This is a genomic window from Alkaliflexus imshenetskii DSM 15055, assembly GCF_000517065.1.
Lineage (GTDB): Bacteria > Bacteroidota > Bacteroidia > Bacteroidales > Marinilabiliaceae > Alkaliflexus > Alkaliflexus imshenetskii.
The window spans coordinates 4,050,369-4,069,559 of sequence record NZ_KI912105.1; the positions used below are offsets into that span (position 1 = coordinate 4,050,369).

Genomic DNA, 19,191 nt, shown 5'->3' on the forward strand with positions numbered 1-19,191 from the left:
AAGAATTAAAAAGTAATGTTGGCACCCAGAGAAATGGTTCTGGCTTGCGGATAAATACCGCGGTCGATACCAATTGTGGTATAACCTCCTGAGGCAATTTCAGGATCAAAACCGTCATAGCTGGTAAATGTCAGCAAGTTTTCGGCTGCCACATACACTCTGAACTTTTGAATAGACACTGAACGGCTAATGGCGTTTGGCAGCGTGTATCCCAACTGGATATTTTTCAGGCGCAGGTATGAACCATCTTTAATATATAGGTCTGAAGACGCCCAGTTACCATTGGGGTTTGCGTTAGTCATTCGAGGTAAGCGATTGCTTGTTCCTTCGCCAGTCCAACGATCAAGTATCCATGCCGGACGATTCATGGCAGGAATATCACCACGCATCGAATAATCAAAAATATCATTGCCAATAGCTCCCTGGAAGAACATACTTAAGTCGAAATTCTTCCATTCAGCACCCAGATTTATACCATAAGTCCAATCGGGCATACCTTTACCAATTTTGGTACGGTCATCATCGTCAATTTTTCCATCGTTGTTGTAATCCACAAAACGAACGTCGCCGGGACGGGCATTTTTGCTATAAGTCGCATTGTAGGCATCGGCTTCGGCCTGATTCTGAAGAATTCCATCTGTTTTAAAGCCATAGAAGAATGGGAAAACTTCACCATTTTTACCCTTAACATAGGGGCCAAGACCTGTAGCTCCGGCATTTTCATAGATTGCTTCACCTGATTCATTACCAAGCTTAATCAATTTATTGGTAAGGTATGACGCATTACCATTGATGAAATAGGTGAATTCACCTGCACGACCTCTGTAACCCAATTCAAATTCCAAACCAGAGTTTTCCATATCTCCTGCGTTTGCAATTGGAGCACCTTTTCCAACGTACATCGGAATGGGTTGATCCATCAACATACCTGTTGTGGTTTTCTTGAAATAATCGAAGCCAAATGTCAGTGCACTTCTGAACAAACGAGCTTCAAAACCAAAGTTGATCTGCTCAGTTTCTTCCCATTTTACATCCGGATTGGATAGTTGTGAAGGACTGGCACCATATTGCATGGCCATGTAATCTCCAGAACCATAGTAGTAGTTTTGGCCACCACTCATCAAGCTGGTGTAGCGGAATTGACCAATGCGCTCGTTACCGTTGATACCCCAACTTGCACGTACTCTTAAATTATCAATAAACTCTGGGCGTGCATCCATGAATGATTCATTGGTAATATTCCAACCCAATGAGAAAGATGGGAATACGGCCCATTTGTTATTGGCACCAAAGTTAGAGGAACCATCACGACGCACAGTAGCCTGGAAGATATACTTCTCATCATAGTTATAATCCAAACGACCAAAGTAAGATGCAAGTGTTAAGGAAGAGAAACCTCCTGTACCGCCCGCAGTGCGCTCTAATGATCTGTCTGCAATAGCTGAATTGATGTTGGCTTTACGTGGGTCGTTTTCAAGCAGATCATAATCATCGCCATAAAGATTGCGATAAGTATATTCCATGGCCGACTGACCTGCAAGCAACGTGAAGTTATGCTTTTCACTAAATGATTTTTGATAAGTAAGGGTGTTTTCTGCCTGCCATCTAAATCCGCGGTGCATATTTGAATACACATGGCTTTGGGTGAAGTTTTTTCCCTGAGTAGCAAGAAAATGCTCAAAAGTATAGCCATCGGTACCCCAAAAAGCTAGATCCACACCGTAACTGCTACGGAACTTTAAGCCATCAACCACATCCAGTTCACCCCAAAAAGTAGAAACAAATTTATCTTCATTGCCTTGTCCGTGTTGGGGAGCATTCAACATTGCCACTGGGTTTGCAATTTCCTGAAAACCAGAAGGTGGTAATGAGAAAACTCTTCCATTTCTATCGGTTACGGCTGTTGGACGCGCTGCAAGCACAGCTGCAGGGTCTTCGGCATAAACAGGAATCAATGGATTAAACACAACCGCACTACCAAGAATAGAACCATACTCAGAGTTGGCATCAATTGATGAAGAGAGTACTCTTGAATAACCAGCATTTACACCAACTCTAACCTTATTAAGAAAGCTCCGATCATTGGCTTCGAAAATGGTGTAGTTGTTATTGCTACGAAGACTCCAACGCTCGTAGTTTGATTTTCCATAGTTTCCGCCTACAATACCTTCCTGATTGAAATAACCAAAAGAAAGGAAGTAGCTACCTTGGTCTGTTCCACCTTGAATGCTTACCTGATGATTTTGTATGGGCGCATCATAATTGAAGGTCTCATCCTGCCAGTCGGTTCCTTTACCGGCTGCTGCAATTTGATCATTTGTGTAACGAGGTGCATTACCATCGTTTCTCAAACCTTCGTTCATAATAATCATGTACTCAGTAGCATCAAGAACTGACTTCTTTTTCCATGGATTTTGCCATCCGTAAGAAAAATCGTAGTTTACTGTAGCTTTACCGCTAGCACCCGATTTGGTGGTCACAAGAATAACGCCGTTGGCAGCACGCGCTCCGTAAACTGCGGCAGAGGCGGCATCTTTCAAAATCTCAACAGATTGAATATCGGTAGGGTTCAGATACCGGATACCACCGTCTACTGCCATACCATCAACAATATAAAGAGGCTCACTGTTGTTAACCGTACCAATACCTCTAATCCTAACCTTTGAATCAGAACCAGGCTGACCAGAACTCTGAGTAATTTGAACTCCGGAAACTTTTCCTTTTAACACATCCTCAATACGTGATGGTTTAGAGTTACTCAAATCTTCAGCACTTACCCGGCTTATAGCAGCAGTTACAACGCTCCTTTTTTGTACGCCGTAACCTACCACAATCACCTCGTCCAAATCAGTAAAGGCATCTGTCAATTCTACATTGATAACTGTAGATGTTACCAAAACTTCGCGGGTAGTCATACCAATAAACGAATATAATAAGGTACTTCCCTGTTCGGTTACCAAACTATAATTACCATTAATGTCGGTAATTGTACCTCTGGCAGTTCCTTTCTGCATCACACTGACTCCCGGTATTGGGAGACCATCTGCTTTACCTGTCACACGCCCTGTAACGGTGACTTCCTGAGCGACCAGCATGGTGGTCAGCATCATCAGAAATAATAGTCCTAGCGTTTTTTTCATAAATTAGAGATTTGATTTTAGTTGTTTGTGAATGTTCATGTTTATTACCATTCGACATGTAATGCTTTTCGAAATCATAATTGTTTAAAAAACTTAAATCACGAAGCAAATCTACAATCAACTGTTAATAAGAACTAATTAATAAGTTCACAAAAACATCACAACATCCCTCTAAACACATCACAAAAAACTCACCACAAAAAACGCATACTCTTAAATTACAACAACTTAATGATACACGTTTTTTATAACGGCAACTCATCTTGCACCTCTCACGAACCATTTTATCCCCATACCAATATTCATTATTTTTTAACACTCATCCTTTCTAAAACATTCTGCCATTTTTCATTTTGTGCATTATACCCTAACAACAAGATGACAACAGAGATGCAGATATCTTAAAGAAAAAAAGCCCACTGCAAATACTTGCAATGAGCTCTTCCATTCTTAATACAGCTATTAAGGTCTGTATACTTCTTTGTTTATATACTCATAATAAAATCTGAAAGATTATCTCCCCCATCCAAACCAAGCTTTTTACGCAGTTTATAACGATTGTTTTCAACCGCGCGAACACTTATATTCATAAGTGATGAAATCTCTTTAGATGGCATATCCATTCTCAAATAGGCGCATAATTTCTGTTCTTTGGATGTCAGATCCGGAAACATCTCCCTGAGTCGTTTCAGAAAGTCTTCGTGCACCTGCTCCAAATGAAGTTCAAACACCTCCCAATGTGATTCATTATCGATATCACGATCAATTTTCCTCACAATGTCATTTATCTTCTTCTCTACACCCGAATAGTCACGATATCGTAAAATCTTGAGAAGTTCCTCTTTAATTTTAACCAAAAACTCATTCTTTTGAATGATGTTCATGGTTGAGTTGGCCAACTCTTTCTCCTTAAAGAGCATTTCATTGCGCAATTTCTCGTTTCTGAGTCGAATCATCTCCTTTTCATTTTCGAGGGCTTCATTCCTGAGTTTCTCCTCAGTAATCCGGAATTTTTCTTCTTGTTTTTGCAGTTCAAGCGTCTTGCTTCGCTCAAGCAGCCACATCAACAGATACCAGGAGCCGATGAGTAGGATAAAAACAAACACACCATAAATAATATGCGCAGCAGCGGTTCGATACCAGGGTGGTAATACAGTGAACTTAAATCCAACGGGCTCTGTTTCTACGCCAAAAATATTACTGGCTTTAACCCAGAACACATAGTCGCCCTCCCGAATATTTGTAAACTGTCTTTGATTTGAAAGAGAAAAATCACTCCAATCTTCATCCAGTCCCTCCAGATAGGTTGCATACCTAACCAAATCAGTTTCAAAATGAGTAGCGGAATAATGTACTTCAAAAGCGTTGTTTTTAAACGGCCATTGCGGAACAAAAGATTGTTCGGGTTCCATGGTGGAAAGGAAGTAAGCCATTTGCTCTCCCTGGTGCTTGAATCCGCGTATGTGTGCACGGAAAGGCTTTAAAAAGTTTTTTGTCTCATTTACTGAGTAATGGGCAAACCCATCCTCCACCCCAATTAACACATTCTTCTCGTCAATCTCTTTTAAGAACTCAAATCCATTCACCAGTCTGCCCTGAATCGGCAGAAATGGTATTGTAACACGTGAGTAGCTGCCATCTTCTAACCGGCGCATTACGCCAACACTTGTTTGGGTAAAGTACCAGATATTCATATAGCGATCGCTTTGCATCTTAACAGGATATCCATCCTGAAAAAAATAGCTGTTTAACCCATGACGGTAGAAACTTTCAGAAGCATTGTCGTAACCAAAAATTCCCTCTGTAGAACTAAATACAACTTCCTGGTTCACTAAGGTTACAGTTAATTCGGCACCCTCTTTTAACCCTCTGGCTTCTTTGAAGCGATCTACTTTAGTGATTTCACCATAATTCTTGTCAAAGAAGATACGAAATACGCCCAGCGCACCATGCGTAACCCAAAGTGAGCCATTCGTATCCCACTCCATAAATCTGGCCGACTCTTTAAATCCTTCCAGCATCTTTCTATATACCCATCGGTTATTTACTTTCTCGAGCAGAAGTATGCCATTATATGAACCTACAAGTAATATATCATCTCGTCCCGGAGGATAACGAAATATCCAGGCTCCAACTATATTTGTTGGCGTTATCTGGCGAACGTCATCGCCATTGATTTGAAACACGCCGGAATTATGACCACAAAGGAGAATTCCATCCTTATCGGTAAATAATGACCAAACCTGTCCGCTGGTGCCAGTTATCCGTCTGAAGTTATTCTTATCCTTTATAGGCTTCTTAAACAACTCATAATCTATGCTATACAACGCCTGATTTGTACCCAGATAAATTCTATTGTTATGTAATTCAAATGTATAACCTGTTCCTATGTCGTAATAGCCTTGTATAAAACTGACGGTTGAATTATAGGCAATTCGCGCAATTCCATTATCCAGGCCAGCCCAGATATTTCCTTCTTTATCATACGAAATTCCAAGAACGGTATTGTTTTGCAATCCCCTCTCTTTATTCACCATCATATTAATTTGACCATTTTTATCGGTCACAACTACACCCGATTGAATGGTTCCAAAAGCCAATTCATTCTCACCATACTCTATTCCACAAAAAACATTTGCTGTACGTAGGAATTCGGCAGCCGGAACATTCCATTTGGTAAAAGTTCGGTAATCCCAAACATAGAGGCCGTGCGTAATGGTTGCGATGAGCACCTCCCTGCTGTTTAGCGGAAGAATGGCTCCAATGCTCTTACCAGCGAAATAGTCGCCACCAGGCACCTCAAAAAGGTTGTTTTGGCGAAGCTCCAATAAACCGGCAACTTCATCATACATTAAAAGCAACCCATTTGCAACAAAAGCACTGGAAATGCGGCTTCGTGCCTTAACCAAGGTTTTTTCGCGATTTGGATGATAAAGAACCAACCCCCTGTCGGCCTGAAAAACCATAATATCTCCATAAGGAATGACATTCCAGATATCCCCCAAACCAGAAAGCTCCTCCGTATCAGCCAGTGATTTGTATTCAAGGTCATTCTCACCATTATACTCAAAATATCCAAAATCATTATATGCACCTACATACACCTTATCTTTATAGGCTAATACTGCACGGACAATATTGTTATTGATTCGGGGGAGCAAACGCCATCTAGTGCCGTCAAATTCAAGAATTCCATCGTTGTTTGCAGAATAAATAAGGCCATTATCTGCCTGTGAAATGCTCCAATTCTGGGTGCCTGCATGATAATTTCTACGATTAAAGTACTGTATCTCGGGAATACCAAAAATTGGCACATCGGCCAACATCTGCACACTGGATGAAACCAATGCCAATAGTACAATCCAAAAACTGATGATGAGTCTTCTGTATTTATTCATACAATTTTAAATTCCGTAACAATTTAAACGCTATAACAAGAAATATCGGAACTAACACTTCTTGTTTTACAATATGGTAATTTCGGTTCTTCGGTTTTTAGCACGTCCTGCCTCAGTAGCATTATCTGCAACCGGTTGATTCATGCCAAAGCCTTGAAATTGCAGTCTATCCTTGCTTATACCGCTCAACACAAGATAATTTAAAACAGACTCTGCCCTGTTCTCCGAGAGCCTTTGATTATAAGCAGCCTGCCCAACATTATCTGTATGTCCGCCAATCAATATGCGTACACCTTTGTTGTCCTTCAAAAATTTCACAAGTCCGTCCAGTTCAATTTTTGACTGAGCCTGTAGTTCGAACGAATTGGTTTCGAAGAAGATATTCTCCAATGTCATTTTAACACCCTGGCGTATGGGTTGTAGTCCAATATCCAACTGGTATGGCTTATCCAATGAGTGATCTTTGTGAAGGTCGAAGTGTCCGGAATAAAACATGTATCCTGGGTGGTCTGCTTTAAACGCATAACGTCCTCCTAAGGGCAAACAAACGAGAAACTCTCCAGAGAACTTATTGCTCTGGGTGGTAACAACTACCCTGCCCGAAGCAAGATCTTTCAGTTCAAAATCAGCAGGTAAGGTTTCGCCGGTTTCGGCATCAAACACACGTCCCTTCACATATAGAACCGGAGCCGGTTGCAATGGTGCGGGAAGGTTAAAACTGTAGATATTCTTGCTCTTATTATCTGCCTCCCGGCCATCGCTCGAGAAGTAGGCTCTGTTTCCACGAGCGTTTATCACCAGCCCGATTTCATCTCCGGGTGTATTAATTGGATACCCTAGATTAACCGGAGTGCGCCACTCACCATTAAGGCTGCGGCGGCTAAAAAAGAGATCCATCCCACCCATACCGGGCCATCCTTCGGAGGCAAAATAGAGTGTGTTGTTATCGTGATGCAGAAATGGAGAGTTCTCATCTTTTGGCGTGTTAATATTTTGCCCAAGGTTTACCACATCGCCAAAAACAGGTGTTCCATCGCTCTTAAAACTTTGCAGCGTAGCCTGCCAAATATCTTTTCCGCCTCTACCTCCTGGACGGTTGCTTACAAAGAGGAGAGTTCGTCCATCGGATGAAAAGGAAGGTTGACTTTCCCAGTAAGGTGTATTTACCGGAGAGCCTAAATTAACCGCCTCGCTCCAGCCGCGATCGGTTTTATAGGAGAAGTAGATATCGCAACTCCCTCGACCATCCGGACGACCACAAGCAGTGAAGAACATCCAATTACCATCGGCCGAAAGTGTTTGCGCTCCCTCATTTCCAGATGTGTTTATCTCCCCGGGCAACGGATTACGCGGAAGCCACTGTCCATTCAAATCACGGTTCGATACGAAAAAATCCTCATGAAAATACAACGCAGATTTTGGAAGCTCTCGCTCAAGAAACAATTGCGGGTTACGAGGTACCAGAACTGTGAATACCATCGTTTGTTCATCAGCAGTTAGGCTAGGCCAATACTCATCATATATACTGTTGACGCCATCGCCTGCTGATACCAGTTGAATGTCGTATGCATTTCCAACAGCTTCAAGAGAAAAACGGGTGCGGTCGATCCAATCCTTAACCCTTGCAGCAGAGCGGTCGTCACTAAAACGCCATCGGTATCGCTCAAACCATTCAAGCGCATCACTATAATGGCCGGCATTAAATGCAGCTACACCAATATTCAGGATGGTAGCCGGAAAAAACATTGAATCAATGGCAACCGCCTTTTTTAATATCTCCATCTCCTTAAGGTATTCCTTTTGGGTATTGTAGATATCGCCAAGAACAAGGTATGCCTCAATAAATTTGGGATCCCTGTCGATGGCTTGATAAAGCGCTTCAGCCGCTTCATTGGCACGCCCCATGCCATAATGCTTGCGGGCATCTTCATACAATCGCACTGCCACTTTGTTTTTACTCGTTAAACGCTCCTGTGCCACGGATAGAACAGCAGAAAAGAGTAAAAACACCAATAGAATAATTCCTCTTTGCATGAAATAAAAATTTTAAAACCTGAAAACTGGCAAATGGCCTAAACAACGGAACTGATATTTTAAAGAGCAGAACCCAACACGTCTCTGGTTTTAGCCATCAATCCATCAATATCTCCATTGTATGAAGCCGTATCTATCATAGGATGTATGACAAGTCCTGCCCTACCAGGTACAATATTCATAAACCCCTCTCTCTTAATATTGTAACTCTCCTTTATGGTTACAGGTAATATGTCGAGTCCAAGCTCAAATGCCAATTTGAATGCGCCTTTCTTAAATGGACGCATCTCTTTGTTCCTACTTCGGGTGCCTTCCGGAAATATAAGTACAGAATTGCCGTTTACCAGCTTCTTTTTCGCCTCCGATAGTGACTGCATAGCGGCTCTGGGCGACGACCGGTCGATAAATATATGTCCAACCTTTTCACTCGCAAACCCAATAAATGGCAGTTTGCGCAACTCCTTTTTCATTATCCATCTGAAATCTATTGGAAAATATCCATAGAGTAAAAAAATATCAAAACCTGTTTGGTGATTTGAAACAATAATGTACGATTTATTTTTTTTAATATTCTCATTTCCTGTAACAAAAACACGTATTGGCGTAATCCAGCAAGTTACTCGTGCCCAGCATTTACCCATAAAGCTGCCGGATGCAGGGGAAACAACAAGTGAAAACAAGGCTGCTAAAGTTGCAAAAAAAATGGAATTTACAAGCATTAACGGTATAAATATCAACCATTTGTATGGTTGATACAACCAATATAAGAAGGGAGATAAGGGCTTATTCAGCATATAATTCCAGGTTTAATTAGAGTATAAGCACTCTTTGGTCTCAAAAATAGCAATTATAGCTATTGTCGCTCCATATTAAGCAACGATTTGTGTATAAAAGTAATTGTTCAGTAGTAATATAAAAAAGGGACATGCGTTTGTGTGCATATCCCCCTCTCTATAAAATATACGGCAAAGAACTTTTAGAACTTGAAATTCAGAGCAAGACCCAATAGTTGCTTGGTCTGAACACGAGCGCCCCGCACAATTCGATTGTTATCCTGATCATATTCGATATGTTTCATATCATGATCATATAGCAGATTCACTGCAAATACCGCTGATAGGTAGCTGTTGAATTTAAAATTCAGACGACCTTCCCAGTCCACATCAATATGCTCCGGATTTTCAGTTAAATTAGAGAAAAGATCCAATCGGGTAAAGAAGTCAACATTTTTCACAAGATTACTTTTTCTGTAAACCGACTTTATGGATGCACCAAATTCACCTCTGGATTTATCGCCTGGATCTACGCCATAAGCACCTTCGTTTGAAAGGGCATCGTCCAAAACCAAGGTCAGCTTTCCGGTAACGGGTGAAATATACATCGAGAACTCATCGTTAGGTTTGTAATCCATCCCCAATGAAAACAACACATAGGCAGGAGCGAAAAACTCAGAGATGGTTTTTGTATTTTCCGGTGGATCTTGATATCCGGTAGTAAGTTGGGTGCGTAAATCAAGTAAGCCTGAATAAAACCAAGCTCCCCCGGCGGAATACCCATATTTGGATGTAACAAGAATACGGTCTTCCGTTTTAATTGCATTCTCTGAGCCTTGTCGCGTGAGACCATACCCCGTAAGCAGAGAATTGTCCCAGGCGCTCTTGTTCTTCTTATAGTTGGCAAATGCATTAAGGAGAAATGTCCCTGACATGCTGTTTTTTCCTCCGGCAGACCAGTTCTTGAGTGATACTTGTGAAAAGGTGAGCGACATATCTCCTCCCTTTTTCCAGTTTGAGGTAGTATCGGCCGGTTCCTCAGCAAACACCATAATGGATAAACAGAGTAGACTCAAGGTTAGAATTGCGGTTAACTTTTTCATAATAATTGTGTTGTTTTTTACTATTTCTGAATAATGTGCACGTCGCGTTGAGGAAAAGGAATAGATATACCACCTGCATCAAATGCTTTTTTAACTCTTTCGTTCACAGAGAAAAACACATCCCAGAAATCGGGAGAGTTAACCCATACCCTTGTAACAAGATCAACTGAACTATCGTTGAGTTTAATCAATCCAACAAATGGCGCAGGGTCAGGCAATATCCTAACGTCTGAATTCAGCACTTCCATAATTATTGCACGCGCCGTATCTATGTCATCCGAGTAACTAATACCAAAAGTCCATTCTACCCGTCGAACCGGCTCAGCCGAAAAATTGGTAAGTGCGCCAGTGCTTAAGCCGCCATTTGGTATAACTACAGTTTTTTTGTCTGGTGTATTTAGTATGGTATGAAAAATCTGTATCTCTTTAACAGTTCCCATATATCCTTGCGCATCAATGAAATCACCAACCTTAAAAGGCTTAAAAATCAACAACATTACCCCTCCTGCAAAATTCTGTAGCGTACCCGACAATGCCAGGCCAAAGGCCAAACCGGCAGCTCCCAACAACGCTATAAATGAGGTCATCTGAACACCTACCATTGACACAACGGTAATCAACAGCAACACTTTAAGCGTGATGGACACCAGGCTTAACAAAAATGTTTGTAAGGTGGGTTCAAAAGAACGTTTCGAAAATACGCGGCGTAGAACTTTTACCAATCGGCCAATAAGCCATAAACCAACAACCAGAGTAATCAACGACAATAAAAGCTGGGTGCCGTAGGTTATCACCAGTTCCCAAGCCAGATTTGGGTCGGGTAAATAAGATGTAATATCTTCCATTTTTTTTAGAATATTAAATGATTAATAATCATAAATATCCGGAAATCATTTATTAACCGCCAATTTCAAGATAAAAAAAAACGCCCTGAGATGGGGCGTTTTTAAATTCACAAAGACTTTATGAATATTTAATTCGTCTCTTCATCCACATACTTATATGTCAACTCCTTGGATTTGAAGGAGTCGTCCTTAGCACGGAACAACACTTTGATACTGGTCAGCTGCTCGTCTTGCAGTTCCTCAATCGAGAAACTTATTAAGCCACGAAACTGAGAGTACGACAGATCATTTTTCATGTTATGATGAAAATCCAGTGCTATAAAACCAGGTTTATCTTGCTTTTCAGAATCAAAAACCAGATCGAAATAGTGAGGTTTATTGTATCCCCAAAAAATGAACTCCACATTCAAATAATCTTTCGATATCCAGGCGTCAACAATTCTTACCGGATCATTTCCAATTGTGTCTCTGACAGTTTCGTTGGCATGAATCAGATTTTTGGTTAGTACATTTTGAATAGATTCTATTCTTACAGTATGATCATAAACCTGATCCTCTACGGTACTAACCAAGGCATACCTTACCAAAACCCGCTTACCAGCAGAGATTTCATAGTTCATGGGGTACTGAACCGGCCGAAGAATCTTCCCTCCGTCAGTTTCAATCATGAAGGTAGAGGCGCTATTACCTTTAACCACGCCCAGTTGGAGATAATAAACTTCTGCATCATTGTCGATTGAGCAAGAGGCAAGCAAAGCTGAAAAAAGAATCAGTAAGGAGAACAAATATCTTCTACACATAATATAAAAAGTTTAATGGTTTTTACTGATGACGCTACTAAAGTAAAATGGTTGCTTGCTATTTGCAAATTTTATTGACACTGCTTTATCACATCAAAACAAGCCACTTCTATATAAAAGCAATTTTAAACCCAATTTATTACTTATCGAATTCCAAATAGCACAATAAACATCAACACCCCCTATTTTTCACCATAACTATCATAAATAGCGCAGAATTTTAAATCATACCCCCCTTGTTTTCGATGCTTTGATTAAAAAATTTATCATTTTTAGATTTTTTCACATTGTTTTTTAGGGGGTAAATTAAAAAATAACATACATTTGCAGCATAACACCTATAAAACATAGGGGGTGTCACAAAAAACAACCTATTATTACAACCAACATACCTAATTATTAACTAAACACTACCGTACCATGAAAAAGCTTTTAATTCTTACAGTAGGGGTATTGTTCCTAACAGGAGCTAAAGCCCAAGAGCTAAACGTTGGATTGGATTTTTTCAACCGCTACGTTTTTAGAGGTGTTGATTTTGGAGCATCACCCAGCTTACAGCCAACCATTGAATTTAACGCCGGTAATTTCACCATTGGCGCTTGGGGAGCTTATTCCACCGGCAATGGCGCCTTCGGAGAGTTTGCAGAAGCAGACCTTTATGCTTCTTACAGTTTCGACTTCGGATTAAGCATTGGGGCTACTTCATACTATTACCCCGGCACATCCTGGTTTGAGTTAGACAAAGGTGTTTCTAGCCATGCAATTGAGCTAAACCTGGGTTATGAAGTATCAGGCTTCTCGTTTAGCGGCAATTACATAGTGAACGACTCCAGGGATGGTGCCGGGGCCGAAGGCGGAGATGTCTACTTTGAAGTAGGATACAGTACTGGACTATTAAGTCTCTTTCTTGGAGCGGGTGACGGATGGCATACCACCAATGGCAACTTCCAGGTGGTAAATATGGGAATAGGCACATCAAAAGACATAAAAATTACCGACAGTTTCTCAATCCCTATGAGCGGATCGGTAATTCTAAACCCAAACACAGAACAACTTCACCTTGTTGTGGGTGTCTCATTCTAATCCACAAACTAAACCATGCCCGATATTCACACCATTCAGCATCTGAATATCGGGCTCCCATTAACCTTTCAAAAACAAACACCATGAAAAAGATTGATGCTATTATCAGACTCACAAAATATGAAGATGTAAGAAAGGCTCTTGCCGACCAAGACATCACTTTCTTTTCATACTGGGATGTACGCGGCGTTGGCACTGCGCTGGAACCCCACCTTTATCGTGGCACAGTGTACGACACAAGCATCATTGAACGACGATTGCTTTCGATAATCGTTCGCGATGAGAATGTGGACAAAACTGTACAAGCCATTATTATGGCTGCCAGAACAGGAGATGTGGGCGATGGCCGCATTTTTATCACCGATGTGGAAAACACATACCGAATTCGTACCGGTGAAGCTGGCCCTGAGACCCTCTATATCAAAAAGTAAAGAGTAACCTAAACCTATTTAAAACAAAAAGTCATGGATACTATACATTTAGAAGCAATAAACGTCTCCATAGATACCGTATGGGTATTACTAGCAGCAGTTCTGGTATTTTTTATGCAAGCAGGTTTTGCAATGGTAGAAGCCGGTTTCACCAGAGCCAAAAACGTTGGAAACATCATCATGAAAAACTTCATGGATTTTTCAATTGGTTCTCTTGTTTTCTGGTTTGTTGGATTCAGCATCATGTTTGGACCTTCAATTGGTGGATTTATAGGAGGCATCAACTTCTTATTCACTGCTGAGTACGGCAACGATGTGCCAGATATGGCAATCCTCATCTTCCAAACGGTATTTGCTGCAACTGCAGCCACAATCGCCTCAGGAGCTATGGCTGAACGTACAAAATTCAGCACCTACCTTATTTTCTCACTGGTAATCACAATGGTTATTTATCCCATTTCAGGCCACTGGGTATGGGGCGACGGATGGTTGGGAGAACTTGGATTTATGGACTTCGCAGGCTCAACCGTTGTGCACTCTGTTGGTGGATGGGCAGCATTAACCGGAGCAGCAATTCTTGGCCCCCGTATTGGCAAATACAATGGAAAAACCAATGCAATACCTGGTCATAACATGGTAATTGGTGCGCTCGGGGTATTTATTCTCTGGCTAGGCTGGTTCGGATTTAACCCCGGTTCAACACTTGGCGCTTCAGGCGACAATGTTAAAGACATCGCACACATTTTTGTAACAACCAACTTGTCAGCAGCTGCAGGTGCCATTGTCACCATGTTTATAACCTGGAAGCGTTACGGAAAACCCGACCTCTCTCTGACACTCAACGGTGCACTTGGCGGTTTAGTTGCCATTACTGCCGGTTGTGATGTGGTTTCTCCTGGTGGTGCTGTTATTATTGGTATTCTTTCTGGCTTTGTTCTGGTATTTGGAATCGAGCTTATCGACAAAGTACTTAGAATTGACGACCCTGTAGGTGCAATTACAGTTCACGGACTAAACGGTGCTTTTGGAACCATTGCAGTGGGCTTGTTTGCTGTGGAAGAAGGTCTGTTTTATGGTGGCGGATGGTCGCAACTAGGAATACAAACCATTGGCGTATTAGCAGTTGCCGCATGGGCTCTTGGAACAACCTATATTCTCTTTACCATTCTCAAGAAAACCATTGGCCTCAGAGTATCTGAAAAAGAAGAACGTGAAGGTCTTGACATTCACGAACACGGTCAAAGTTCATACAACTACTAAGCATTTATTCGTTCTTTAACTTTTTACCTGGTTTTTAATTCAAAAAGGGATTGTCTCAACGGAGACAATCCTTTTTTGTTTTTATATGTTACCGCTACATTGTATCACATGTAACAAGAAATCAACTCCCCAAACACAACCTGGAATCACCAATTGATTCACCTGCACACTAACATCAACAAATCCATCACAACGCCCATTATTTCTAAGCCTTGAATTTAGATTCCAACAGATTAATAAAAACAGTTTACAAATACTCACAATAGGTAATAATACACACATAACCAACTGATAAACTACACAAAATTGATCATCGAAAAACTGTTTACGTAAGCTACAAATGTATTGACTTAAAATAGATACAGATGTGAAGTATGGATAAAGGTGCCTTTTAGTCCATCGCACCCAATGCACATCATAATACCTGACGTACACAACACACTACACTTTAGATACAGGCTGGCACATTATTGCCAATTTGAAATAAACATCAATTAACTACATATTGGGCACAATTAAACAGACACAAACCCGCATAACACATTAACTATCAAACAAATTCACACAAGAAGACACACGCATCGGACCCATAATGTCCTACAAAAAAAAGAAGGTTGTCCGAAATAGCAGACAACCTTCATCATATAATTTATATTATCTATTTAATCGAGCTCTATTGCGGTTACTTCCACATCAGCCACAAGGGTGATATACTGCCCTGTACCTATAGATGATGGAATTATCAGGCGACTTTTACCAAAATGACGCATGTAACGGATGCCTTGATCGAGACCGGCAAAAACAGCTGAAGTATTTCCGGCAATATAGGTTAACGGTGCCATGCTGGTAATATTTGATGACGAAAAGAAAAGCTTAGGTTTATCCTCATCATCTCTTCCAATCTCATAAAAAGTATATCTGATGCTTACCTGTTTTCCGGTACGCACTGAATCGCCAGTACCTTTAAGCATCTCAAAATAAATTAAGCCACTTTCGTTACGCTTATCAATGGTATCGGTTGCAAGGGCAGTCCACTCAGCCAGATTAATATCCAGAAACTCTTGTAACAACTCTTTTTCGAGTCGCTCGAGCTCACGGTAGTCGATGAAATTTCGATTGTCGTTACACCCCACAGTAACAAAAAACAGTGCCGCAGCAGATACAAACAACAATCTGGAAATGGTATTTTTAAGAGAAAGCATCATATATCAATTATGGGTTTAAACTATTTTATATCAAGAAGTTCAACATCAAACCTCAATACCGAATTCTTTGGTATTCTTCCGGTTTGTACGCTTCCATATCCCAAATCAGGCGGTATCAAAAACACTGCTTTACTTCCTATATTTAAATGACCGAAACCTTCGTGCCATCCAGCAATTACACTACCTGTTTCAAACTTAAATTTGAATATTCGGTTGCTGGCCGGCAATTGACTATCGTCGGGGCGTACTTTTGTGGAATCAAATATTACGCCATTCAGCAATGAGCCCATATAATATACGTGTAGGAGCTGGTCTCTTGTGGGTCTTTCGCCAGAACCTTCTTTTTGAATGATAACATACATACCACTTTCGGTAGGTGTAGCATCAGGGAAATGCTGGTGGGCATAATCATGAATATCAATATCCACGGTGGGTAATTCCGTTTCCTTATCTTTATCCTTTTTACAACCAACACTAAACAGAGAGAGGATTACTAATCCGACAACAAAAACTCTTATCATATTATATTTGTTAAATTATTGTTTGTTCTTCACATCAATCACTTTCACTTCGTATTTAATGATGGCCCGGTATGGAATTTTATCATCATCGCCAATGTGTCCATGAGCAAGATGCGGGGGCATGATAAAGGTTGCTTTGCTTCCTTTGCGTAGTAACAAAACGCCCTCCTCAAGACCGGACTCCACGCCGCCATGACCAACTAAAAACACTTTGTGCCCAAGTTCATCGGAGCTGTAGCAAAGTGTCCCATCGAGCAACCATACTTTGTAGTCGAGGGTTACAACCTTTCCGGAAGTAACCAGAGCACCCTCACCCTGCTCCTCGATCTTATACCATAAACCTGTCTCAGTGCGTTCCAAATCGAGCGCCTCTTCTTCAACATATCTGGCAATAAAACGTTGTTCATCGTCAACCATCTGCCGATTCATTTCTATGTACCTGTCAGATGAGATTCGTCGTCGCTCTGAACTACTGCTCTGTCTGGTTTGCGAGCCGGTACAACTGCAAATCGAACAGAAAAGTATCAGGCAACAACTTTTTGTAACAAAATTCATACCCAGCATATACGGTTATTAAAACAATTCAAAAAAACAGCTACTTCCAGCCAAAATATGACTCTACAGTTTGTTTAAATATTTCCACAGCTTTGGAAATATCTCCTTTATACTCACCTCCGGCCGCATTTCTGTGTCCACCACCTGAAAAATACTTCTCCGAATACTTATTCACAGATATATCACCTCGTGAGCGCAGTGATATTTTAACCAACCCTTTGTCTTTTTCGGTGATTAGAGCAGACACTTCAATGCCATCAATAGACAAGGGGTAATTCACCAATCCCTCGGTATCGCCGGGTTTATAACTAAATTTTGCCAACTCTTCGGCTGACAAAGCAATAAGTGATACTTTCCCGGATGTCAGAACATCCAACTCATTACATAAAGCGTGCCCAAGAAGACGCATCCTGCTAAGAGAATTGCTGTGAAACACCTCCCGATGCACCATTTCCTTGTCAATTCCAGCTTCGAGCAAATGAGCAATTATATGGTATAACTCCGGATTTGATGAGTTGTGGTTGAGCATCCCTGTATCGGTCATAATGCCGGCATAAAGACATTCTGATGCATGCTTATCAGGCACCAGACCCATGGCAACCATTACCTTGTAGGTAAGTTCACATGTAGATGAAACTGCGGTATCTGAAATAAGCACGTTGACCACATTCTCGTCGGGAAATGGATGATGGTCTATCATCACCCTGAATGCCTGACTATTGGTAAGTGCATCAACCATCTTCCCGGTGCGGGGCAGGGAATTAAAATCCAAAAAAAGAAGTATCTCAGCTTTGGCAATTTTCGCTTTGGCAACCTCACCACTTTTCGTGAAATCAATAATCGTTTCGCTTTGATTCATCCACCTTAAACTGCCTGGCACTTCGTTTGGCGATATCACATCAACAGCAAAACCTTTGGCTAACAACACATTGCACCAAGCCAATGCGGAGCCGATGGCATCGCCGTCAGGGTCTTTATGCGGAACAATTACGATGTGATTGTGATGGGTAAGCTTTTGACTAAATGTAAATATTTCGTTGCTGAATAATGTCATATCGGAATCTATCTATCGTACAAAGATAACTAAAATTAACACCTTTGCATTGTTCAATAAAAAAATTAGCTATATTGAGATGCTGTTTAAAAATGTTGCGTATTTATATTTTTTGATGGCGCAACTTAAAGTTTAATCATCAGCATATATGGATACGTGTGTTGCGAGCAAGCACCATTCTGAAAGATTTTGAGGGGATAAGGCGTTTGGAGAGATACTTGGGAAGTGACCAGTTCTATTTCCAGAAAGCGGACAGTAGTTGCTCAGTTTATGAGCCTTTTGCGTCGAGTTATTTTTCAACCTTTGTTTAATCATATCAAACCATTAAACCCTTGTTTATGTCAACAGGAAGAATCACACTCACAATGATTAAGCCATTTGCCGTGAAAGAGCATCACGTTGGCGAAATCCTTTCTTACATCGAAAAAGCCGGTTTCCATATCCGCGCCCTAAAAATGACACAGATGCCCATGGAAAAGGCCGAGAAGTTTTATGCCGAGCATCAGGGGAAACCATTTTTTAAGGAGTTAACCGAGTTCATGTCGTCAGGCCCGGTAGTAGCTGCCATTTTAGAAAAAGACAATGCCGTTTTGGATTTCAGAACACTTATTGGCTCCACAGATCCAAGTAAAGCAGCCGAAGGAACCATACGCCGGATGTTTGCCAAAGACATGACGCGTAATGCCATTCATGGTTCCGACAGCGATGAAAGTGCTTCACGGGAGTGCAGATTCTTCTTTAGTTCGATGGAAGAGTTCTCATATTAAAATAAGAGGCTGTTTAAATCTATATTAATCTGCATTCCGATTATTAGACTATTAGATGCTGAGCAAAGCGAATTCCCGCAATGCGGAATAAGATAGTTTGACTGACAGACAAGATAAAACAGAAAATGAGATAATTACAATCATCTTCCTCAACCACTCTATCTGTCTAGAATTTAACACGCTTCGCGTCTATATCACAGAATATAGATTAGATTTAAACAG

At 41.0% G+C, this 19,191-nt stretch carries 16 protein-coding genes; 5 read left to right on the forward strand and 11 right to left on the reverse strand.

The genetic code is table 11. The features are described from left to right. Positions 1 to 5 precede the first annotated feature (5 nt). The 4 genes from ALKIM_RS0116760 to ALKIM_RS0116775 form a co-directional block, all read right to left on the reverse strand. Positions 6 to 3,140, reverse strand: coding sequence for a SusC/RagA family TonB-linked outer membrane protein (locus ALKIM_RS0116760; protein WP_026475657.1), 3,135 nt, complete (start codon positions 3,138 to 3,140; stop codon positions 6 to 8). Between the two features lie 485 nt (positions 3,141 to 3,625). Beyond that, a complete protein-coding gene (locus ALKIM_RS0116765; RefSeq protein ID WP_026475658.1) occupies positions 3,626 to 6,538 on the reverse strand; it encodes a triple tyrosine motif-containing protein in 2,913 nt (970 codons plus the stop codon). 66 nt (positions 6,539 to 6,604) lie between these two features. Next, positions 6,605 to 8,572: an OmpA family protein gene (locus ALKIM_RS0116770; protein WP_026475659.1), complete on the reverse strand. Its 1,968-nt coding sequence runs from the start codon at positions 8,570 to 8,572 to the stop codon at positions 6,605 to 6,607. 59 nt (positions 8,573 to 8,631) lie between these two features. Beyond that, positions 8,632 to 9,213, reverse strand: a complete 582-nt coding sequence (locus ALKIM_RS0116775; RefSeq protein ID WP_235714459.1) for a lysophospholipid acyltransferase family protein — start codon at positions 9,211 to 9,213, stop codon at positions 8,632 to 8,634. On the opposite strand from ALKIM_RS0116775, the gene ALKIM_RS20285 reads away from it, so the two are divergent. Beyond that, positions 9,119 to 9,325, forward strand: coding sequence for a hypothetical protein (locus ALKIM_RS20285; protein ID WP_235714460.1), 207 nt, complete (start codon positions 9,119 to 9,121; stop codon positions 9,323 to 9,325). The genes ALKIM_RS0116775 and ALKIM_RS20285 overlap by 95 nt on opposite strands. 223 nt (positions 9,326 to 9,548) lie before the next feature. Here the strand turns inward: ALKIM_RS20285 and ALKIM_RS0116780 are convergent, their stop codons facing one another. From ALKIM_RS0116780 to ALKIM_RS0116790, 3 genes are all read right to left on the reverse strand, one after another. Beyond that, entirely contained in the window at positions 9,549 to 10,448 is a 900-nt protein-coding gene (locus ALKIM_RS0116780; RefSeq protein WP_026475661.1) for a DUF3078 domain-containing protein, read from the reverse strand. Positions 10,449 to 10,468: 20 nt separating this feature from the next. Continuing rightward, positions 10,469 to 11,293: a mechanosensitive ion channel family protein gene (locus tag ALKIM_RS0116785; RefSeq protein ID WP_026475662.1), complete on the reverse strand. Its 825-nt coding sequence runs from the start codon at positions 11,291 to 11,293 to the stop codon at positions 10,469 to 10,471. A 128-nt stretch (positions 11,294 to 11,421) separates the two neighbouring features. Beyond that, entirely contained in the window at positions 11,422 to 12,093 is a 672-nt protein-coding gene (locus tag ALKIM_RS0116790) for a NigD1/NigD2 family lipoprotein (protein ID WP_026475663.1), read from the reverse strand. 420 nt (positions 12,094 to 12,513) lie between these two features. Here ALKIM_RS0116790 and ALKIM_RS0116800 point away from each other — a divergent pair, with 420 nt between their 5' ends. The 3 genes from ALKIM_RS0116800 to ALKIM_RS0116810 all read left to right on the forward strand — a co-directional run bounded on the left by ALKIM_RS0116800 (position 12,514) and on the right by ALKIM_RS0116810 (position 14,867). Beyond that, positions 12,514 to 13,176: a TorF family putative porin gene (locus ALKIM_RS0116800; RefSeq protein ID WP_026475664.1), complete on the forward strand. Its 663-nt coding sequence runs from the start codon at positions 12,514 to 12,516 to the stop codon at positions 13,174 to 13,176. An 83-nt stretch (positions 13,177 to 13,259) separates the two neighbouring features. Continuing rightward, on the forward strand, positions 13,260 to 13,607 hold the full coding sequence (locus ALKIM_RS0116805; protein ID WP_026475665.1) for a P-II family nitrogen regulator: 348 nt from the start codon (positions 13,260 to 13,262) through the stop codon (positions 13,605 to 13,607). A gap of 33 nt (positions 13,608 to 13,640) precedes the next feature. Then, positions 13,641 to 14,867 (forward strand): ammonium transporter, encoded by a 1,227-nt coding sequence (locus ALKIM_RS0116810; protein WP_026475666.1) that lies wholly within the window; start codon positions 13,641 to 13,643, stop codon positions 14,865 to 14,867. Between the two features lie 662 nt (positions 14,868 to 15,529). Here the strand turns inward: ALKIM_RS0116810 and ALKIM_RS0116815 are convergent. The 4 genes from ALKIM_RS0116815 to ALKIM_RS0116830 form a co-directional block, all read right to left on the reverse strand. Then, entirely contained in the window at positions 15,530 to 16,072 is a 543-nt protein-coding gene (locus tag ALKIM_RS0116815) for an FKBP-type peptidyl-prolyl cis-trans isomerase (protein WP_026475667.1), read from the reverse strand. Positions 16,073 to 16,092: 20 nt separating this feature from the next. Continuing rightward, positions 16,093 to 16,593, reverse strand: coding sequence for an FKBP-type peptidyl-prolyl cis-trans isomerase (locus ALKIM_RS18980; protein WP_052345620.1), 501 nt, complete (start codon positions 16,591 to 16,593; stop codon positions 16,093 to 16,095). 15 nt (positions 16,594 to 16,608) lie between these two features. Further along, positions 16,609 to 17,010, reverse strand: coding sequence for an FKBP-type peptidyl-prolyl cis-trans isomerase (locus ALKIM_RS0116825; RefSeq protein ID WP_235714444.1), 402 nt, complete (start codon positions 17,008 to 17,010; stop codon positions 16,609 to 16,611). 178 nt (positions 17,011 to 17,188) lie between these two features. Beyond that, on the reverse strand, positions 17,189 to 18,202 hold the full coding sequence (locus ALKIM_RS0116830) for a DHH family phosphoesterase (RefSeq protein WP_044118041.1): 1,014 nt from the start codon (positions 18,200 to 18,202) through the stop codon (positions 17,189 to 17,191). A 338-nt stretch (positions 18,203 to 18,540) separates the two neighbouring features. Between ALKIM_RS0116830 and ndk the strand changes: the two genes are divergently transcribed. Continuing rightward, entirely contained in the window at positions 18,541 to 18,969 is a 429-nt protein-coding gene (gene ndk / locus ALKIM_RS0116835; RefSeq protein WP_026475670.1) for a nucleoside-diphosphate kinase, read from the forward strand. Positions 18,970 to 19,191: the final 222 nt, after the last annotated feature.